This window comes from Azospirillum lipoferum (genome assembly GCF_024170005.1).
Taxonomy (GTDB): domain Bacteria; phylum Pseudomonadota; class Alphaproteobacteria; order Azospirillales; family Azospirillaceae; genus Azospirillum; species Azospirillum lipoferum.
This window is the reverse complement of record NZ_JALJXJ010000003.1, coordinates 525,323-544,142: the sequence shown is the minus strand read 5'-3', so window position 1 is coordinate 544,142 and position 18,820 is coordinate 525,323. Positions and strand designations below refer to the sequence as shown.

Genomic DNA, 18,820 nt, shown 5'->3' with positions numbered 1-18,820 from the left:
CTCTCAGACCAGCTACGGATCGCAGGCTTGGTGAGCCATTACCTCACCAACTACCTAATCCGACGCGGGCCCCTCTCTCGGCGTAAACTTTCCCCCATAGGGCGTATCCGGTGTTAGCGTCCGTTTCCAGACGTTATTCCGAACCGAAAGGCAGGTTCCCACGTGTTACTCACCCGTGCGCCACTAAGGCCCCCCGAAGGAAACCCTCGTTCGACTTGCATGTGTTAGGCATGCCGCCAGCGTTCGTTCTGAGCCAGGATCAAACTCTCAGGTTCAGATCGTGACAAAAGCCACGACTGACAGGACCGCCTTAACGATCTCCTGATACGTCGATACTGTTACAGTTTCTCTGCTCAAAAGATGCACAGACGATCCTCATTGCGCCGATCCCCTCAAGAACCTGCACCACAAGGCCGCAACGGCTACCAACTGCCGCCGCCTGCGCATCCCTTCTCACAACACGGTATTAACTTGTCAAAGAGCCCGCAACGCCGAGACGCGCCGCACCGGCCGCTCTTCCGCATCCCCTTTTTTTCGGAGAGGATCGGATCAGAGTGACCGGAGAATTTCGGTCGAAGCCGGAAGAGCCAAACTGCTAAGCTGCTGTTTTCTCTTCCGTTTCTCCGCCGGCGCCGCACTGTCGTTCAGCGCCCCGCCGTCGGTGGAGCGGGTTATAGGCGCCCTCCCCCAAAACGCGCAAGAGCTTTTTTGCTTTTCGATGAAAATTTCCTGACGGTTCGTTTTTCACCAGAGCCTGCACCGGATTCAGTGTAAGGGAACGACCCACCAGCCGCGGCGTGACCGGCGACAGTCCGTGCACGCCAATCGATAGTGTACCCATTGGAAGCCCTGGTGTTTCCAGCGGGCTCATCCCTGCGGTCTTGTGTCGGTTGACAGGGTCGGAGCGGTCCAGCATCGTCCGATCGATAGGCTTAACACCTTCGGTGACGGCCATCGCCGACAACCTGCTGGACGGCCACAGGGGTTACAGGAGGAGGACGACGGTGCGTTCGAGGCTTTCCCGCCTTCCCACGCTCGCCTTGCTTGCCATCATCACGGCCGGTGCGCTGATGCCTGCGACAGGTGTCGCGCGCAACGCCGATGCGCCGAATGGCCGGGCCCCCCATACCTATAAGCCGGCGGTGAAACCGAACACCGGTGCGGAGGGCGCCGCGGAGGCCAAGGACGACAACGAGGATGACGGCCCGGCCACCGGACCGGTCGATCGCCGCATCCTGTCGATCGGCCGCGGCGACACGCTGATGGATCTGCTGGCCACCGCCAACGTTCCGGCCAACGACGCCCACGACGCCGTCGCCGCCCTGCGCGAGGTCTATAACCCGCGCCGTCTCCAGGTCGGCCAGCGTGTGACGGTCCTGTTCGAGCCGCGCCGGAGCGGTGCCCGCAAGTTCGTCGGGTTCGAGTTCGCCCCCGATCCGTTGCGGTCGGTGTCGATCGCACGCAAGGGCGATACCGGCTTCACCTCCAGCCAGACCGAGAAGCCGGTGACGCGCAAGCCGGTGGCGGCACAGGGCGTCATCCGCTCCAGCCTGTTCGAGGCGGGGGCCCAGGCCGGGGTGCCGATCTCGGTCATGATGGCCTTCATCCAGAATTTCTCCTATGACGTCGATTTTCAGCGCGACCTGCAACCGGGCGACCGGTTCGAGATCCTGTATGAGAAGCTGGTCACCGCCGATGGCACCCAGGCGGGCGAGGGCGAACTGCTCTATGCCTCGCTGACGTTGAGCGGCGACGACATGCCGATCTACCGTTTCAAGACCCGCGACGGGCGGGTCGACTATTACAATGGCGACGGCGAGAGCATCCGCCGTGCCCTGCTGCGCACGCCGATCGACGGCGCCCGCATCACATCGGGCTTCGGCATGCGCCACCACCCGATCCTGGGCTTCAGCAAGATGCACAAGGGCGTGGATTTCGGGGCTCCGACCGGAACGCCGATCTATGCGGCCGGCCGCGGCACCATCGAGATCGCCGAGCGCAGCAGCTCCTACGGCAACTATGTCCGTATCCGCCACAACACCGAGATTTCGACCGCCTATGCCCATATGAGCCGCTTCGCCAAGTCGATCCAGCGCGGCGCTCGGGTCGATCAGGGCGACATCATCGGCTATGTCGGCACCACCGGCCGTTCCACCGGGCCGCACCTGCATTACGAGGTTCTGAAGGCCGGGCATCAGGTGAACCCGCGTTCCGTCGATCTGCCGACCGGCGAGAAGCTGGAGGGACGGGAGCTTCAGGCCTTCCAGCAGGCCCGGCGGTCGATTGAGAAGATGTTCGAGGAAAGCCGCAGCGGCATGCAGCTGGCCCGCACCCCGGCGCCGGCTTCGGCCGAGGAGAAGGGCTGCAACAAGGCGAGCAGCTGCTGACCGACAAGTGGACGGAACACCGGCGGCGAGGGCTGCCGGTGCGCCTATTCCTTGTTCATCATGTTGCGGATGGCACCGACGAACTGGCGGGCGGTGTCCTCGTTTTCCAGCATCTTCTGCAGCTTGTCACGGATGATCATCGCCTTCGGCCGCTGCTGCATCGCGCGTTCGATGGCGACGTCGGCTTCGCCGGGCTTCAGGGGTTCGAGGTCTGACATGGCGGATGTCCAGTGCGAAAAAGCTATCGGGTCGGCACGCAGGTAAGGATAGCCGGAACCGCGGCAGCCATCATCAGGCAAAGCATATCAACGGTATTGGCCGACGGTTTCCACCGCTTCACCACCGGTGCCGAGCTTGAATTCGGTGACGCCGGGGGCGGTGTCCGGATTGATGCCGCCGAGGTCGAGTGCGCAGACGCCGCGCTGCTTCAATTCCAGCATCGCCTTCCACAACACCAGCCGCGTGGCGCCGTTCCTGCGGCCCGCCTCGCTGGCCCAACTGATCTGGCTGGTGGCGCAGACGCCATGGCGGAAGAACAGCCAGCAGGCAACCGGCGTGCTGCCATCCAGCGCTGTAATCATCAGCGCCCCGTCGTTGAGCCCGCCGCCTTTGACCATGGCGTTGCGCAGACGGACAGCCAGCGGCCCGGTCATGGCCCGGAAGCCTTTGTCGCGGGCCTGATCATGCTCGAGCTTCATCAGCCAGGGCAGATTGTCGGCCTTCCAATCGACGTCGAGGACGAGACCGGCTTTTTCCGCCCCGCGCAGCCGCTTGCGCCAGTCGCGGGCGAGGCCGGCATGCATCGCCTCCTCGCTCCGGGTCAGATCCAGCCAGATGGTCCGATAGCCGGGGCCGACCTTGCGGAAGCCGCAGCGGGCGAGCAGCGCCTCGTTCTCCGGCCCTGCCGGAAGTTCAGGCAACAGGTTGGCGCGGTTGAGCGGGTTGCCTGGGCAGGCGCGGCGCAGCAGGCGGAACACCGCCTCCAGCGTGTCGGCATCGGGGATCGTACCGTCCAGCCAAAGCGGGCCGCGGTAGCATTGCCGGTCGTGGAACAGCTTCAGCATGCGGCGGTCAAGCATCTGGACGAGGCCGATCGGCTCGCCGTCGCGGCGAATCACGCCCAGGCGCGGGACATGGCCATAGGTGCGCCCCATGGCGCGGCCATAAGCGAAGCTCTGCAACAGGGTGGAGCGGGGAACACGGACGAACAGCGCATCCCAGTCGCCGACCGTACCCTCGTTCCAGGCGATGTCGATATCCGGCATCGGCGTCTTCCGCAGGATCAGGTGGCCGGATCAGGCAGGCGGCAGGGCGGAGGTCGCCTCTTCCACCTGGGCGAAGCTCGGCCGGTATTCCGGTTCCAGCACGTTGCGGGCGTATTCTACCGAGATTGCAGGTGCATAGCCGGACAAATGGGCGATCAGGCCGGTCTTCATCGCCTGAAAATACTTGCCTTCGGCGTGATAGACGTTCTTCAGGCCGCTGGCGATCGGGGCGAGGAAGCCGTAGGCGACCAGAATGCCGGTGAAGGTGCCGACCAGCGCGCCGCCGATCAGCTTGCCCAGCACTTCCGGCGGTTCGGTGATCGAACCCATGGTGTGAATCACACCCAGCACCGCCGCCACGATGCCCAGCGCCGGCACGGCGTCGGCCACCGCCTGGATGGCGTCGGCAATGCGCTGGTGTTCGTGGTGCATCGTCTCGATGTCCTCGTCCATCAGGTCGACCAACTCGTGCGGGTTGTCCGCGCCGAGCGACATCAGACGGAGATAGGTGCAGAGAAAGGCGATGGCATGGTGGTCGCCGTAGAATTTCGGGAATTGCTGGAAGAGCGGCGAGTCTTCCGGTTTCTCGATATGCTGTTCCAGCGCCAACAGGCCCTTGGTCTTCGCGATCTTGAAGACCTGATACATCATGGTCAGGACCTCCAGGAAGTCCTCCTTCTTGTATTTCGGGCCTTTGAACAGGTGGCCCAGCTCCTTGCCGGTGTGGGTGACCACAGACTTCGGGTTGGCGATAAAGAAGGCGCCGGCGCCGGAGCCCAGGATGATCATGAACTCGAACGGCATCCACAGCACGCCCATGTGGCCGCCACCCAGGATGTAGCCACCGAACACGCTGAAGATCACGATGCCGAAGCCGATCATCACGAACATTCGGTCTCTCCCCTCCCCATACCGACCACGGGCCGCAAGATGCTCCCGGCCGACAGATGGCCGGATATCCGTTGAGTTTCCGTGAATCATCCGAACGGCCTACCGCCTTCGCGACAGGCCGCGCGATCCTACCGGTGCGGGCGGGCCCTGTCACGAAAGGACTGAGGAGTCAGGGTTTTCAGCGGGTGCAGGGTGGGTGCAGGGCAGGCAGAGCGTCCAAACGGCCTGGGTGTCGTGGCAAAGTACAGGTGGAGCGCGTCAGAAGAGCACAGGATGGTCACAGCCCGGGTGGGAGCCCGGCGGGCGGTGCCGAAATGCGAAACGCCCCGGCGCCGGGTATGACCGGACCGCCGGGGCGCTTGAAGAGCAACGAACGTTAACGAAGCGGAATGTTCATCTGGACGCTGACGCCCGGCTGCGGAGGCGGCGGGGCGTAGATGACAGGGGGCGGCGCATAGGACGGGGCATAGACGACGCGCGGCGGGGGCGGCGGGGCCGGAACCACGACCACCGGCGGTGGCGCGCCATAGATGACGACCGGACCGTCGTCATGGTGATGCCTCTTATGGTGGCCCCAGGCATGGCCACGGCCATGCTCGCCGGGGTCGGCGAGCGACGGTGTCGACAGCCCGGCGCCGAGCAGCAGAACCGCTCCGACAACACCGGCGGCCCTCGCCGCGGCATGGACCACCCGGCACATCGCCGGCCCCGACGAGCATGGCTGCGGCATCTGGGAGTTCTGCATGATGGCTCCGGCGTTCATCGACCTGTTCTCCTGGGATGGGCTTGCATCGGCGACGGGAAGCGCAGACGCCGGGCGAGCGGCCGCATACCCATTTCGATGGGATAGACTCTTATGCTCAGGCTGAGGCTCGGCCGGGTGGGACATTTTTCGGGCGCTGCGCGGTGGACCGGTTCGAATGAAAGGCCGGCAGCGGGAGACTGCCGTGTACCTTGCCTATGAAGCTGTTGATCGACAGCGGCCGGCGCTACCCGTCCGATGGGGGTAGGCCGGATGTGGCGGGCGGATGGATGGCGCCGCCATGATCCGGTGGGCGCCGGACCTCGTATCAGGCATCGTATGAGTAAGGATGCACCCGCTCCAACCACCCACCCCATTCACCGAGCCGCACCGATGACCGTCCGAGCCAGCCTTCGCACCGTCGCCATGGCGGCGGTCTTCTCCGTGATGGGAGCCGCCAGCGCCATGGCCGCAAGCAGTGCTTACGACTTCACCTTCCAGGGCATCGACGGCAAGCCGCTGCCGCTGTCGCAGTTCAAGGGCAAGGCGATCCTGGTGGTCAACACCGCCTCGCAATGCGGCTTCACCCCGCAATACAAGGGGCTGGAGGCGCTGTGGCAGCGCTACCGCGACCGCGGGCTGGTGGTGGTCGGCGTGCCGTCCGACGACTTCGGCGGGCAAGAGCCGGGGAACGCCAACCAGATCAAGGATTTCTGCGAGGTCAACTACAGCATCGACTTCCCGATGACGGACAAGACGGTGGTGTCGGGCGACAGCGCACACCCCTTCTACCGCTGGGCGGCCGACGAGCTGGGCTTCCTCGCCAAGCCGCGCTGGAACTTCCACAAATATCTGGTGGGGCCGGACGGCAAGCTGGTGTCCTGGTTCTCCACCATGACCGACCCCGAGTCGGACAAGGTGCGCGAGGCGATCGAGACGCTGCTGCCGGAGAAGGCGCCGAAATCGTAAGGGGCGTCGGCGCCTTCCCTCCTTACTCCACCGCCTGCCTCAGGTTACTCAACCGCCTGCCTCAGGGCCGCGGCACTGGCCCAGGGGGCGAGCGGCAGGGCGGCGGCGAGGATGCCGGCAAGCAGCAGCAGGTGCGGGCGCGGCGTCAGTCCGTTGATCGCCGCGTCGATGGCGCCGGCGCCGAAGATCAGCACGGGGATGTAGAGCGGCAGGATCAGCAGCGACAGCAGAACGCCGCCGCGCCGCGCCCCCAGGGTCAGCGCGGCGCCGATGGCGCCGATCAGGCTGAGGATCGGTGTGCCCAGCGTCAGCGTCAGCACCAGGATGCCGAACCCCTCCGCATCCATGTTCAGCAGCACGGCCAGCAGCGGCGCGGCGACGATCAGCGGCACGCCGGTGACCAGCCAGTGCGCCAGCGTCTTCGCCAGCACCGCGGCCTCCAGCGGCAGGGAGGACAGCGACAGCAGTTCCAGCGAACCGTCCTCGTAATCGGTCTGGAACAGACGCTCCAGCGACAGCAGCGAGGCGAGGAGCGCCGCCACCCAGATCACGCCGGCGGCGATGCGGGCGAGGATGTTCGGCTCAGGACCGACGCCGAAGGGGAACAGAACCACGCACAAGACGAAGAACATGACGGCGATGGTGGCATCCGACCCCTGGCGCAGCGCCAGCCGCAGGTCGCGCGCGACAAGGCGCAGGAAACGGCTCATGGCTCGGTCCCCTCTTCCTCATACTCTCCCTCGCCCGCTTCTTCGGCGTCGTCCTCGTCGGCGTAGGGGGTGAAGTCGTCCAGATGCAGTTCCTCGCCGCCGGGGGTGGCGATGTCGGTGTGGGTGGACAGCACCACCATGCCGCCCTGGGCGCGGTGTTCGGCGATCAGACCTTCGAACAGGGCGATGGCGGCACGGTCGAGCGCCACGGTCGGCTCGTCCAGCAGCCACAGCGCCGCCGGTGCGGCGAGAAGCCGCGCCAGGTTCAACCGGCGCTTCTGCCCGGCCGACAGGTAGCGGCCCGGTACCCCGGCGATGTGCGGCACCCCCAGCCGGTCGAGTGCCGCCCGCGCATTGGCGGCCGGGTCGGCGGCACCGGCCAGCGCCGCCCAGAAGGCGAGGTTCTCCACCGCCGTCAGCACCGGTTTCACCGCGTCGAGATGGCCGACATACTGCACCCGCGCCCGGTGGGCGTCGGGGTCGTCGGAAACCGGCACCCCGTCCCAGCCCAGCGTCCCGCGCAGCGGCTTCAGCAGCCCGGCCATCACCCGCAGCAGGCTGGACTTGCCGCTGCCATTGGGGCCGAGCAGCACCAGCGCACCGCCGGGGGCGATGCGGAACTCCAGCCCGGTGAAGACCAGCCGGTCGCCACGCAGGCAGGTCAGTTCTGATCCGGCAAAGACGGGCATGGTGACGGGTCGCGCTTCCGGTTGAGGGAGGCGCTGCTATAGCACAGGGCGGCGGAAAAGCCGGAGCGAGAATGCTGCCGCCACAGCGGTTCAACCGACGCAGCAGTTCAAAGGAAGCGGGCCAAAAGAAAAGGCCACCGCGAGGGGGTTCTCGCGATGGCCTTGCGTCCGGCCGGGTCCGGCCGGTCGATACCTTGTGGAACGGCTTCGTTCGTCGCTGCGATGGCGCTAGGGGGAACGCCGGTGCGCGCGACCTGAGGGGCCGGTTGCTTGGGTTATCGTCTAAGGGAAGAAAGTGGCAAAATTTGGATGGAGTTCGAGGAATTGGACGCCGTGCCATGACGGTCCAAGAACCTCGCAGCGCTGAACCCCCATGCGCACGCCGCAGCACCGGGTGCCGGGATTGTCACGGCTAAAGGCCGGACGCTTGTTCTGAATCAACGCCTTGAGCGCTGTCCTGACGCATCGTGGCTCCGTCTCAGCCCCCGATCGAACGGGGGGCGCCGCATCCATCCGGGGTTCCTCCAGATCGCGGCGGCATCTGCCCCAATTGTGTTCAGGAAGCGAGTTGTCCCATGCCGGCCTTCGCAGACATCCTCCAGGCCATGCCGCCGATCGCGCGGGTGGTTCTCATGCTCGGTCTCGTGTCGGCGGCGGGCGTGGCGCTCGGCCATATCAGGATCCGCGGAGTCGGGCTCGGCATCGGCGGCGTGCTGTTCTCCGGCATCGCCGGCGGCCACATCGCCAAGCAGGCGGGCGTCGCCTTCAACCCGGAGATGATGGACTTCATCCGCGACTTCGGCTTGATCCTGTTCGTCTACACCATCGGCATCCAGGTCGGCCCTGGCTTCTTCGCGGCGTTGCGCCGCACCGGGCTGGCGCTGAACGGACTGGCCCTGCTGATGGTGGGGTCCAGCATCCTGCTGACCGCGGCGCTGGTGTCGTCGGGGGCGCTGTCGCTGGGCTCCTCGCTGGGTGTGTTCGCCGGTGCGGTGACCAACGCCCCGGCATTGGCCGCCACCCAACAGGTTCTGACGGAGGTGGGGGCGGGTGCCGGGGTGATGGCCCTGCCCGGCCTCGCCTTCGCCGTCACCTACCCCTTCGGCATCGCCGGCAACCTGCTGTCGATGGCCGCCGTCCGCATCCTGTTCCGCATCGATCCGGAGGCGGAGGCCGCCCGCTTCGAGGAGTGCCGGCGCGCCGAGGTGTCGACGCTGGAGACCATGGATCTGGCCGTGCGCAATCCGGAACTGGAGGGCCGCCCCCTCGGTTCCATCGACCTGCTGTGCGGCCAGGGAGTGGTCGCCTCTCGCCTGCTGTGCGATGGCAAGCTCTGCGTCCCGCATGACGGGACCTGCCTGAAGCTGGGCGACGTGCTGCATGTGGTCGGCCCGCGGCCGAAGCTGGAGCAGGTTCGGGCATTGTTGGGACAGGAGTTCGACCGGCCGCTGACCACCAAGGGCACCGACCTGAAATGGGAGCGCATCGTCGTCACCAACAACGCGGTGCTCGGCAAGTCGATCGCGGCGCTGAACCTCCAGGACGCTTATGACGTGGTGGTCAGCCGCGTCAACCGGTCGGGCGTGGAGCTGGTGCCGACCCCGGCGCTGAAGCTTCAGTTCGGCGACATCCTGACGGTGATCGGCCGGCCGGACAGCCTCGCCGCCGTCGGGCAGATCTTCGGCAACTCCACCCGCAAGCTTCAGCAGGTGGAAATGATTCCGATATTCCTGGGCATCGCGCTGGGGGCGGCGCTGGGCGCCATCCCGATCTTCCTGCCGGGAATGCCGGCGCCGCTGCGGCTGGGGCTTGCCGGCGGGCCGCTGATCGTCGCACTGATCCTGGGCCGCATCGGCCATGTCGGGCCGCTGGTCTGGTTCATGCCGCCGGCCGCCAACCTGGCGCTGCGCGAAATTGGCATCATCCTGTTCCTGGCCGTGCTGGGCATCGCGTCCGGCGACCGCTTCGTCGCCACGCTGGCCAGCGGCGCCGGCTGGCCCTGGATGATGTGGGGCGTGCTGGTGACGCTGGTGCCGCTGCTGCTGACCGGGCTGGTCGCACGCGGGCTGATGAAGCTGAACTTCCTGACCATCTGCGGCGTCCTGGCCGGCGCCCAGACCAACCCGCCGGGGCTGGCCTATGCCAACGCGCTGGTCGCGTCGGAGGCGCCGGCGCTGGCCTATGCCACCGTCTACCCGCTGGCGATGTGCCTGCGTATCCTGGGGCCCCAGATTCTGGTACTATTGTTGTGGTGACGCACCATTTTCCGACACAAGCGACACAACGTGCGCACTGTGTGAAATCCGCGTTGCGGAACCCCTGCGCCCCGGTCTAGCCTATGCCGCAATGGTCAGACCATGACCAATCCCAACAAGCCAGTTGGTTCCCCCGCATGCATCGCCATCCGCCCGTCAGCGAGTCCGCCCCCGCCGCCGTCGTCGTGGAGGATTTGCACAAGCGGTTCGGCGAGCTGGAGGTTCTGAAGGGCGTGTCCCTGACCGCCCGCGAAGGCGACGTGATCACGCTGATCGGCTCGTCCGGCTCGGGCAAGAGCACGCTGCTCCGCTGCATCAACATGCTGGAGATCCCGGACGACGGCCGCGTGGTGATCGGCGGCGAGGCGATCTCGCTGAAGAAGACGCGCGGCGGCGCCAGCGTCCCCGCCGATGCCCGGCAGGTGGAGCGCATGCGCACCCGGCTCGGCATGGTGTTCCAGAGCTTCAACCTCTGGACCCACATGACCATCCTGCAGAACGTGATCGAGGCGCCGGTCCATGTGCTGGGCGTGCCGAAGGCGGAGGCCGTCGACCGCGCCCGCATGCTGCTGGACAAGGTCGGCATCCTGGCGAAGGCCGACAGCTATCCGGTGCAGCTGTCCGGCGGGCAGCAGCAGCGCGCGGCCATCGCGCGGGCACTCGCCATGCAGCCGAAGGTGATGCTGTTCGACGAGCCGACCTCGGCACTCGACCCCGAGCTGGTCGGCGAGGTTCTGCGCGTCATCCGCCAGCTGGCGGACGAAGGCAACACGATGATCCTGGTGACGCACGAGATGGGCTTCGCCCGCGAAGTGGCGTCCAAGGTGGTATTCCTGCACCAGGGGCGGATCGAGGAGGAGGGGTCACCCGACAAGGTGCTGACCAACCCCGACTCGGACCGGGTGCGGCAGTTCCTCTCGCGCCATCTGTCCGGCGCGGCGTGAGGGGACGAGGCAGAGGGCAGGACCGGACCGTCAGAAACAGCCCGGCTCCCAACAGGGGCCAAAGAACGGGCGAACCGAACAGAGGAGTGTGTTCCTTGAAGAAGATCGTTTCGGCCCTGGCGCTCGGCGCCATGATGGCCGTCGCCGCTGCCGGCGCCGCCGGTGCGAAGGAATGGAAGACGGTCCGCATCGCCAGCGAGGGCGCCTATCCTCCGTGGAACGCCACCGACACCTCGGGCAAGCTGACCGGCTTCGAAGTCGACCTCGGCAACGACCTGTGCAAGCGCATGAAGGTCACCTGCGAGTTCGTCGCCCAGGATTGGGACGGCATCATCCCGGCCCTGCAGCAGGGCAAGTATGACGCCATCATGTCGGCGATGACCATCACCGACGAGCGCAAGAAGGTCATCGACTTCTCGGTCCCCTACGGCACCGAGCCGTCGGTCTTCGCCGTCGTTACCGGCTCGCCGCTGGCCAAGGCGCTGAACCTCGGCGCCGACCGCGTCGACCTGAACGACCAGGGCAAGGCCAAGCCGGTCCTGGACAAGCTGGCCGAGGCGCTGAAGGGCAAGTCCGTCGGCGTCCAGGTGTCGACCATCCAGGCCGACTTCATGGACAAGCATCTGCCGAAGGTGACCATGCGCACCTACGACAAGATCGACAATGCCGGCATCGATCTGGGTTCCGGCCGCGTCGACGCCATGCTGGGCGACCGCTCGGTCGTCGAGGCGGTGGTGAAGGCCACGCCGGGCAAGATGGTCATCGTCGGCCCGAACTTCATCGGCGGCGTGATCGGCGAAGGCATGGGTGTCGGCCTGCGCAAGGACACCGCCGACCTGAAGGCGATGTTCGACAAGGCGATCGCCGAGGCGCTGAAGGACGGCACCGTCAAGAAGCTGAGCACCCAGCATTTCGGCTACGACATCTCGCCCACCAAGTAAGGCGGACCCCAGGTCCGACTGTCTGATCGGTACGGCGCCCGGCGGCCTTCACGGCGACCGGGCGCCAGTCGTTCAGTAACCTCCGTTCGCTGACCCCCGTCCGGCCGGCGCTCCGCGCCGCGCCCGGCGGGCCTTACCGGGCGTGCCAATGCTGGAACTCCTTTCCTTCGGTCCCAACGGCTGGGGCGGACAGCTTCTGATGGGCACCGCGATGACGGTCGCGGTCGCCGTGTCGGCCTTCGCCTTCGGCATCCTCGTCGGATCGCTCGGCGCCTCGGCCAAGCTCAGCCATTCGCTGGCGCTGAACGTCGTGGCCGATGTCTACACCACGATCGTCCGCGGCATCCCCGAACTGCTGGTGATCTACCTGCTGTTCTTCGGCGGCAGCGGGGTCGCCACCTCCATCGCCGCCGCCTTCGGCTATGACGGACGGGTCGACCTGAACGCCTTCACCATCGGCGTGCTGGCGGTCGGGCTGATCTCCGGCGCCTATTCGACCGAGGTGATCCGCGGCGCCGTGCAGTCGGTCCCCTTCGGCCAGATCGAGGCGGCACGCGCCTGCGGGATGAGCCGCTGGCTGATCCTGCGCCGGGTTCTGGTGCCGCAGACCCTGCGCTTCGCCCTGCCCGGCCTCGGCAATGTCTGGCAGCTGACGCTGAAGGACACGGCGCTGGTGTCGGTGACGGCGCTGGCCGAGCTGATGCGCATCACCCATCTGGCGGCCGGTGCCACGCGCCAGCCCTTCCTGTTCTACGGGACCGCCGCCTTGCTGTACCTGATGCTGACCACCGTTTCGACGGCGCTGTTCAACCGCGCCGAAATCTCCGCCAATCGCGGCGTCCGGAGGGCCTGAGGCCATGAACTGGCAACTGATGTGGGACAGCCTGCCCCGCATGCTCGGCGGGCTGTCGCTGACGCTGCAGCTGATCGTCGGCTCGCTGGCGCTGGGCGCGCTGGTCGCCTTCGCCGTGGCGTTGCTGCGGCTGTCGGGCAACCGGGTGGTGGAGACGCTGGCCGCGGCCTATGTCTTCGTCTTCCGCGGCACGCCGCTGCTGGTGCAGATCTTCCTGGTCTATTACGGGCTCGGCCAGTTCGAGTTCATCCGCGACAGCATCCTCTGGCCCTTCCTGCGCGAGCCCTACTGGTGCGCCATCCTGGCGCTGACGCTGAACACCGGCGCCTACACCAGCGAGGTGCTGCGCGGCGCCATCCTGTCGGTTCCCTCAGGACAGGTGGAAGCGGCGCGGGCCTGCGGCATGTCGCGAGCGCTCGCCTTCCGTCGCATCGTCCTGCCGGTGGCGATCCGCCAGATGCTGCCGGCCTACGGCAACGAGGTGATCCTGATGGTCAAGGCGACCTCGCTCGCCAGCACCATCACGCTGATGGAGGTCACCGGCATCGCCCGGCGGATGATCGCCCAGACCTTCGCGGTCTTCGAGCTGTTCATCGTCGCCGGCGCGATCTATCTGGTGCTGAACTTCATCGCCACCCGCCTGATCAAGTTCGCCGAATGGCGCCTGACCCCCTACCTGCGGGCGCGGGCGTAAGTGACGTAAGTAAGGATATCAGTGAAAAGGCCCTCTCCCGGTTCAGGAGAGGGCCTTTTTCTTATCCGTCACTGCCCCAGCATCTCGAAGGACGGCGGCGCCGGGTCGACCACGCGCGATCCGGTCGGGGTGATCTCCATCACCGCCAGACCGCGTTCGACCAAGCCGTCGGTGCGCAGGCGGAACAGGCCGTCCAGCCCTTCGAAGCCGTTCGGGTTGGTCATCGCCATGCGGTCGAAGGGAACCGGACCGCCGGTGCGGGTCAGCACCGCGGCAATGGACGTCGCGTCATAGGCCAGCGTGGCGATGCGCGGCGGCTTGCGGCCATAGACCTGCTCGAACTGCGACTCGAAGCGGGCGCGGGTCTGCGGCGCCGGTGCGGCATAGAGCGCGCCGACCAGCGCCGGCTCCTGCCCCAGTGCCCCTTGCGAGGTGTCATCCCACAGGCCGGTGCCCAGCAGCTTGACCTGCTGCGGCTGCACGCCGTTGGCGGCCAGCGCCTGGGCGATGCCCTGGGCGCGCTGCCCGCCTTCGGCCAGCATCACCGCCTGCGGCTGCGGGGTTTCCTGCGCCACCTGCTTGGCCGGGATCGACAGGTCGGTGACCGCCGGGTCATAGCGTTCGACCTGCGTGGTCATGGCGCCCAGCTTTGGTGCGATCTGCTGCATGGCGTTCACCACCGCATCGCCATAGGGTGAACGCGGCGCCAGCACGGTGAAGCGCGTCGCTCCGCGCGAGCGGGCATAGCCGGCGACGCGGTTGACCTGATCGGCCGGGACGAAGCCCAGCACATAGGTGCCGTTGCCGGCCTGGGTGGCGTCGTTGGTGAAGGCCAGCACGTCGACGCCGGCATTCTGGGCGATCGGCCGCACCGCGGCGACGTCGACGGCGAACAGCGGGCCGATGATCAGCCGGGCGCCCTCGGCCAGCGCCTGACGCGCCGCGTCGGCCGCACCGCTCGGCGTGCCCTTGGTGTCGCGCGGCAGCAGTTGCAGCTGGTCGCCGGCCATGTCGAACAGTGCCATCTGCGCCGAGTCCAGCATGGCCTGCCCGATGGCGGCGCTCTGACCGCTGAGTGGCACCAGGACGGCGACCTTGATCGGGCCCTGCGCTTCCGGCAGGGGAGCCACCGGGGCCGGGGCCGGTTGCGGCGCTTGTGCCACCCGTGGCGGCGCGCTTACAGTCGAACAGGCCGACAACAGGCCGGCGACCAGCAAGGCTGCCACGCCGTGACGTTTCAGACCCTGTGAGAAAGCTGTTGCCAAGCGTGCCACCAATCGTCTCCACATCTGCTGAAACGGCCGCCGATACCGAAGGCGAAACCCAAGGCATGGACCCCAACGGCCCGGACCCCAACGGCCCAGACCAAAGTGGCGCTCAAGGTAGCCCCCTCGCCGCGCCAAGTAAACTCGCGGGCGGACTCCATATCGTCGCTACCCCCATCGGAAACGCCGCCGACATCACGCTGCGGGCGCTCGACACGCTGAAGCGGGCCGACGCCATCGCCTGCGAGGACACGCGCGTCACCGCCAAGCTGATGGGCATCCACGGCATCCACACCCCCTTCGTCTCCTACCACGAACACAACGCCGCAAAGATGCGTCCGGTCCTGATCGGCCGCATGAAAAAGGGCGAGGCTATCGCGCTGGTGACCGACGCCGGCACGCCGCTGGTCTCCGACCCCGGCTACAAGCTGGTGCGGGAATGCGTGGCGGAGGGGGTGGCGGTCACCACCCTGCCCGGCGCCTCCGCCCCGCTGGTGGCGCTGGTGCTGTCCGGCCTGCCGACCGACCGCTTCCTGTTCGCGGGCTTCCTGCCCAACAGGAGCAGCGCGCGGCGCGCCACCGCCGGCGAACTGAAGGGCGTGCCGGCCACGCTGGTCTTCTTCGAATCGCCGCAGCGCCTGCCGGAGTCGCTGGCCGACCTCGCCGACATCCTGGGTCCGCGCGAGGCCGCCGTCGCCCGCGAGCTGACCAAGCTGTACGAGGAGGTGCGGCGCGGCACCCTGCCCGAGCTGGCCGCCCATTATGCCGAGGCAGGTCCGCCGCGCGGCGAGGTCGTGCTGGTCATCGGCCCGCCGGGCGAGGAGGCGACGCCGGGCGAGGCCGACGTCGACGCCCTGCTGCGCGAGGCGCTGATCCGCCTGTCGGTGCGCGACGCCGCCGCCGACGTCGCCGCCCGCACCGGCCAGCACAAGCGTACCGTCTATGCCCGCGCCCTGGAACTGGCGCGGGAGGGAAAAGCGAAATGACCGACCTGGATGCGCGGCGCCTGCGTGCCGAAAACCTGGGCCGCCGGGCGGAGGCGCTGTGCCGCCTGTCGCTGCGGCTGCGCGGTTACCGCATCCTGGCCAGCCGCCTGCGCACACCGATGGGCGAGATCGACATCGTGGCGAAGCGCGGCAAAACCATCGCCATCGTCGAGGTGAAGGCGCGCGGCGACTGGGACACCGCCAACGAGGCACTGAACGCCCGCCAGCGCGGCCGGCTGGCCCGCGCCGCCCATGCCTTCCTGGGCGCCAACCCGCGCTATGCCGGCTATGTCTTGCGCTTCGACGTGATGCTGGTTACCCCTTGGGCCTGGCCCCGTCATCTGGTCGATGCCTGGAGGGCATAAGGGGAGAGCGTGAGGGCCGTTATGAGAGGGCGACAGTCTTGAGCAACCGCGCGGAAGCCCGCGAAATCCTGCGCCGCATCGGCGACCAGCCGGACGACGAGATCGATCTGGCCGAAGCCGCCCTGGCGCTGGGCGCGCTGGAGCTGCCGAACGCGGACCTTGCCCCCTACCGCGCCCATATCCGCGCCATCGTCGAGGATATGGCCGCCCGCGTCGCAGGGCAGGACCCGGCAGCGGACAGCCTGGAGGTGCGCATCGCCCATCTGCATGCGGTGATCGGCGAACGCCACGGCTATTCCGGCGACCACGACACCTACGACGACTTGCAGAACGCCAACCTGTTGCGGGTGATCGACCGCCGGCGCGGGCTGCCGGTGGCGCTCGGCATTCTTTATATGCATGCCGCCCGCTCGCAGGGCTGGCCAATGGTCGGGCTGAACTTTCCCGGCCATTTCCTGGTCCGCATCGAGAAGGACGGCGCCCGCGCCATCCTCGACCCCTTCAACGAGGGGCAGACCCGCAGCGTCGTCGACCTGCGCGACCTGCTGAAGGCCACCGCCGGCAGCGCCGCCGAGCTGGAGCCCGGCCATTACCAGCCGGTGTCGAACCGCGACGTGCTGTTGCGGCTGCAGAACAACATCAAGCTGCGCCACCTGTCGGCGCACGAGGTGCCGAAGGCGCTGGAGGTGCTGGAGGCGATGCGGCTGTTCGCCCCGCACGAGCCGGCACTGTGGCGCGAGACCGGCCTTCTGGAGGCCCATGCCGGCAACCTGAAAGATGCCATCACCGCGCTGGAGACCTTCATGGCGCTGACCGGCGACGACCATCACCGGCACCAGACCGCCTCGCTGATCCAGCAGTTGAAGAACCGCCTGAACTGACCCTGTTGCAGAGGTCCGGAGACCCGCCATGAGCCTCGCCGTCGCCTTCCAGATGGACCCCATCGAGTCGATCAACATCGACACCGACTCCAGCTTCATGATGGCGCTGGAGGCGCAGAAGCGCGGCCATCGCCTGTACCACTACCACCCGCGCGACCTGATCCTGACCGGCAACCGCCTGACCGCGCGCGTGCGCGAGATGACGGTGGTGCGCCAGCGCGGCGCCCACTACACGCTGGGCGAGCCGGTGCTGACCGACCTGTCGACCATGGACGTCATCCTGCTGCGGCAGGACCCGCCCTTCGACATGGCCTACATCACCTCCACCCACCTGCTGGAGCATGTGCAGCCCAAGGTGCTGGTGGTGAACGACCCGGCCGAGGTGCGCAACGCGCCCGAAAAGCTGTTCATCACCAAATTCCCCGACCTGATGCCGCCGACGCTGATCACCAGCGACAAGCAGGCCATCCTGGATTTCCGGGCGGAGCACAAGGACATCATCGTCAAGCCGCTGTTCGGCAACGGCGGCGCCGGCGTCTTCCATCTGAAGCCGGACGACGAGAATCTCGGCTCCCTGCTGGAGCTGTTCACCCAGCTCTACCGCGAACCGGTGATCGTGCAGAAGTACCTGCCGGAGATCCGCCAGGGCGACAAGCGCATCATCCTGGTCGACGGCGAGCCGGTGGGTGCGGTCAGCCGCATGCCGCTGGAGGGCGAGGCCCGCGCCAATTTCCATGCCGGCGGCAGCGCCAAGAAGACCGAACTGACCGCGCGCGAGCGCGAGATGTGCGCCGCCATCGGCCCGGTCCTGCGCGAGAAGGGTCTGGTCTTCGTCGGCATCGACGTCATCGGCGACTACATGACCGAGATCAACGTCACCTCCCCTACCGGCATCCAGGAGATCAACCGCCTGAACGGCGTGCAGCTGGAAGCCCTGCTGTGGGATGCCATCGAACGGCGTCGCGCGGGGAAGTAAGGATATTGTGCCGCGACACGGCCCCAGGGACAGGCCGCCTTCAGGCGGCCAGACGCTGCCGGGCAAAGGCGTCGCGGACATGATGTGCCAGTTCGGCCGCTGCCGGCGTGGGTGGCCGATCCGGCAGATGCAGCGTGACGGCTAAGGATGGCAACTCGGGCAAGCCGCAATCCGTCGGCAGGATTTCAAGGTCGGCGGGCACGGTAAAGGCCAGCCAGGCCGACACCGCAAGATCCATCCGCACGGTGGCGAAGGTGGCATCGAGACCGCCATTCTCGAACACGGTCCGCCAATTCCGGCCTTGCCGTTGCAGAGCCGCCGTCACCACCGGCTTGAAGATGCAACTGTCCACCACCAGTGACAGCGGCAGCGGCAGCTTCGCATGGGCTGTGCCGCCCCTGGCACCGACCCAGACCAAGCGGTCGGCCATCAGATGCTCACCCCGTGCCGTCGCCACCGGCTCCTCAACCACCGCAAGGTCAAGTTCACCGCCGGCGAGCCGCTCGGCCAGTTCCGGCGACGATCCGCAGACCAGCGACAGCTCCACCTGTGGAAAGGCCTCGGCAAAGCCCTTCAGCACCGGGGAAATGCACGGTCCGATCAGGTCATAGGGCGCGCCGATCCGTACCGGCCCGTCCAGGATGCCGCCGTTGATGCCGGCCCAGATTTCGTCGTTCAACGACAACAGCTGCCGGACCTTGGCCAACAGCCGCTCTCCGGACGGCGTCAGACGAAGGTTGCGACGGTCGCGAATGAACAGCGATCCGCCGGTGAGCGCTTCCAGCCGCGCGATTTGCTGACTGACCGCCCCTTGCGTCAGGTTCAATGCCTGGCTTGCCGCCGTCATGCTGCGCAGATCGGCGGCGACAGCGAAGCTGCGCAGAAGCGCGACGTCAAGGTTGCGGGCCATCGGTGCATTATGAATGCTAATGAATTGCTTCACTAGAATTAGTTTTCAGGTTGGAAAGGTGTGCGCGATCCTGCCGCCGCAGCCCCATCGGGCCTAA

At 67.1% G+C, this 18,820-nt stretch carries 20 protein-coding genes and 1 rRNA gene; 11 read left to right on the top strand and 10 right to left on the bottom strand.

What is annotated here, in order from left to right; all coding sequences use genetic code 11:
• Positions 1–275: ribosomal RNA gene (locus tag J2848_RS10090) — 16S ribosomal RNA — on the bottom strand; the annotation flags it as partial.
• Positions 276–595: 320 nt separating this feature from the next.
• Positions 596–955, bottom strand: coding sequence for a hypothetical protein (locus tag J2848_RS10085; RefSeq protein ID WP_253568608.1), 360 nt, complete (start codon positions 953–955; stop codon positions 596–598).
• Between the two features lie 49 nt (positions 956–1,004).
• Here J2848_RS10085 and J2848_RS10080 point away from each other — a divergent pair, with 49 nt between their 5' ends.
• The gene (locus tag J2848_RS10080) at positions 1,005–2,387 is read left to right on the top strand and encodes a peptidoglycan DD-metalloendopeptidase family protein (RefSeq protein ID WP_149229169.1); all 1,383 of its coding nucleotides are present in this window, start codon (positions 1,005–1,007) and stop codon (positions 2,385–2,387) included.
• Between the two features lie 44 nt (positions 2,388–2,431).
• On the opposite strand, the gene J2848_RS10075 is transcribed toward J2848_RS10080, so the two are convergent.
• From J2848_RS10075 to J2848_RS10060, 4 genes are all read right to left on the bottom strand, one after another.
• Positions 2,432–2,605, bottom strand: coding sequence for a hypothetical protein (locus tag J2848_RS10075; protein WP_170306922.1), 174 nt, complete (start codon positions 2,603–2,605; stop codon positions 2,432–2,434).
• An 87-nt stretch (positions 2,606–2,692) separates the two neighbouring features.
• The gene (locus J2848_RS10070) at positions 2,693–3,652 is read right to left on the bottom strand and encodes a lipid II:glycine glycyltransferase FemX (protein ID WP_149229170.1); all 960 of its coding nucleotides are present in this window, start codon (positions 3,650–3,652) and stop codon (positions 2,693–2,695) included.
• Positions 3,653–3,682: 30 nt separating this feature from the next.
• A complete protein-coding gene (gene motA / locus J2848_RS10065) occupies positions 3,683–4,543 on the bottom strand; it encodes a flagellar motor stator protein MotA (RefSeq protein WP_149229171.1) in 861 nt (286 codons plus the stop codon).
• A gap of 376 nt (positions 4,544–4,919) precedes the next feature.
• On the bottom strand, positions 4,920–5,306 hold the full coding sequence (locus tag J2848_RS10060) for a hypothetical protein (RefSeq protein WP_149229172.1): 387 nt from the start codon (positions 5,304–5,306) through the stop codon (positions 4,920–4,922).
• 372 nt (positions 5,307–5,678) lie between these two features.
• On the opposite strand from J2848_RS10060, the gene J2848_RS10055 reads away from it, so the two are divergent.
• Entirely contained in the window at positions 5,679–6,254 is a 576-nt protein-coding gene (locus J2848_RS10055; RefSeq protein ID WP_149229173.1) for a glutathione peroxidase, read from the top strand.
• A gap of 44 nt (positions 6,255–6,298) precedes the next feature.
• Here J2848_RS10055 and ccmB read toward each other — a convergent pair whose 3' ends face one another.
• Both ccmB and ccmA read right to left on the bottom strand, forming a co-directional pair.
• Positions 6,299–6,964, bottom strand: coding sequence for a heme exporter protein CcmB (gene ccmB / locus J2848_RS10050; RefSeq protein WP_149229174.1), 666 nt, complete (start codon positions 6,962–6,964; stop codon positions 6,299–6,301).
• The gene (ccmA, locus tag J2848_RS10045; protein ID WP_149229175.1) at positions 6,961–7,653 is read right to left on the bottom strand and encodes a heme ABC exporter ATP-binding protein CcmA; all 693 of its coding nucleotides are present in this window, start codon (positions 7,651–7,653) and stop codon (positions 6,961–6,963) included. The genes ccmB and ccmA overlap by 4 nt, the downstream gene beginning before the upstream one ends.
• A gap of 575 nt (positions 7,654–8,228) precedes the next feature.
• On the opposite strand from ccmA, the gene J2848_RS10040 reads away from it, so the two are divergent.
• The 5 genes from J2848_RS10040 to J2848_RS10020 all read left to right on the top strand — a co-directional run bounded on the left by J2848_RS10040 (position 8,229) and on the right by J2848_RS10020 (position 13,340).
• Positions 8,229–9,908, top strand: coding sequence for a putative transporter (locus J2848_RS10040; RefSeq protein WP_246193574.1), 1,680 nt, complete (start codon positions 8,229–8,231; stop codon positions 9,906–9,908).
• Positions 9,909–10,045: 137 nt separating this feature from the next.
• Positions 10,046–10,852 carry an ABC transporter ATP-binding protein gene (locus J2848_RS10035; protein WP_149229176.1) on the top strand — a complete coding sequence of 269 codons (807 nt, stop codon included), beginning with the start codon at positions 10,046–10,048 and terminating at the stop codon, positions 10,850–10,852.
• Positions 10,853–10,938: 86 nt separating this feature from the next.
• Entirely contained in the window at positions 10,939–11,793 is an 855-nt protein-coding gene (locus J2848_RS10030; protein ID WP_246193576.1) for a lysine/arginine/ornithine ABC transporter substrate-binding protein, read from the top strand.
• 148 nt (positions 11,794–11,941) lie between these two features.
• Complete coding sequence (locus tag J2848_RS10025) at positions 11,942–12,646, top strand: ABC transporter permease (RefSeq protein ID WP_149229178.1); 705 nt, start codon at positions 11,942–11,944, stop codon at positions 12,644–12,646.
• 4 nt (positions 12,647–12,650) lie between these two features.
• Entirely contained in the window at positions 12,651–13,340 is a 690-nt protein-coding gene (locus J2848_RS10020) for an ABC transporter permease (protein WP_109085124.1), read from the top strand.
• Between the two features lie 68 nt (positions 13,341–13,408).
• Here J2848_RS10020 and J2848_RS10015 read toward each other — a convergent pair whose 3' ends face one another.
• Positions 13,409–14,566, bottom strand: coding sequence for a penicillin-binding protein activator (locus tag J2848_RS10015; protein ID WP_246193577.1), 1,158 nt, complete (start codon positions 14,564–14,566; stop codon positions 13,409–13,411).
• A gap of 104 nt (positions 14,567–14,670) precedes the next feature.
• Here J2848_RS10015 and rsmI point away from each other — a divergent pair, with 104 nt between their 5' ends.
• From rsmI to gshB, 4 genes are read left to right on the top strand one after another with little or no spacing between them, the layout of a single operon-like run.
• Positions 14,671–15,591 carry a 16S rRNA (cytidine(1402)-2'-O)-methyltransferase gene (rsmI, locus tag J2848_RS10010; protein ID WP_246193578.1) on the top strand — a complete coding sequence of 307 codons (921 nt, stop codon included), beginning with the start codon at positions 14,671–14,673 and terminating at the stop codon, positions 15,589–15,591.
• The gene (locus J2848_RS10005) at positions 15,588–15,956 is read left to right on the top strand and encodes a YraN family protein (RefSeq protein ID WP_149229181.1); all 369 of its coding nucleotides are present in this window, start codon (positions 15,588–15,590) and stop codon (positions 15,954–15,956) included. The genes rsmI and J2848_RS10005 overlap by 4 nt, the downstream gene beginning before the upstream one ends.
• A 38-nt stretch (positions 15,957–15,994) precedes the next feature.
• The gene (locus J2848_RS10000) at positions 15,995–16,837 is read left to right on the top strand and encodes a SirB1 family protein (RefSeq protein ID WP_149229182.1); all 843 of its coding nucleotides are present in this window, start codon (positions 15,995–15,997) and stop codon (positions 16,835–16,837) included.
• A gap of 28 nt (positions 16,838–16,865) precedes the next feature.
• Complete coding sequence (gshB, locus tag J2848_RS09995) at positions 16,866–17,813, top strand: glutathione synthase (RefSeq protein WP_149229183.1); 948 nt, start codon at positions 16,866–16,868, stop codon at positions 17,811–17,813.
• 40 nt (positions 17,814–17,853) lie between these two features.
• On the opposite strand, the gene J2848_RS09990 is transcribed toward gshB, so the two are convergent.
• Positions 17,854–18,723 (bottom strand): LysR family transcriptional regulator, encoded by an 870-nt coding sequence (locus tag J2848_RS09990; RefSeq protein WP_149229184.1) that lies wholly within the window; start codon positions 18,721–18,723, stop codon positions 17,854–17,856.
• Positions 18,724–18,820: the final 97 nt, after the last annotated feature.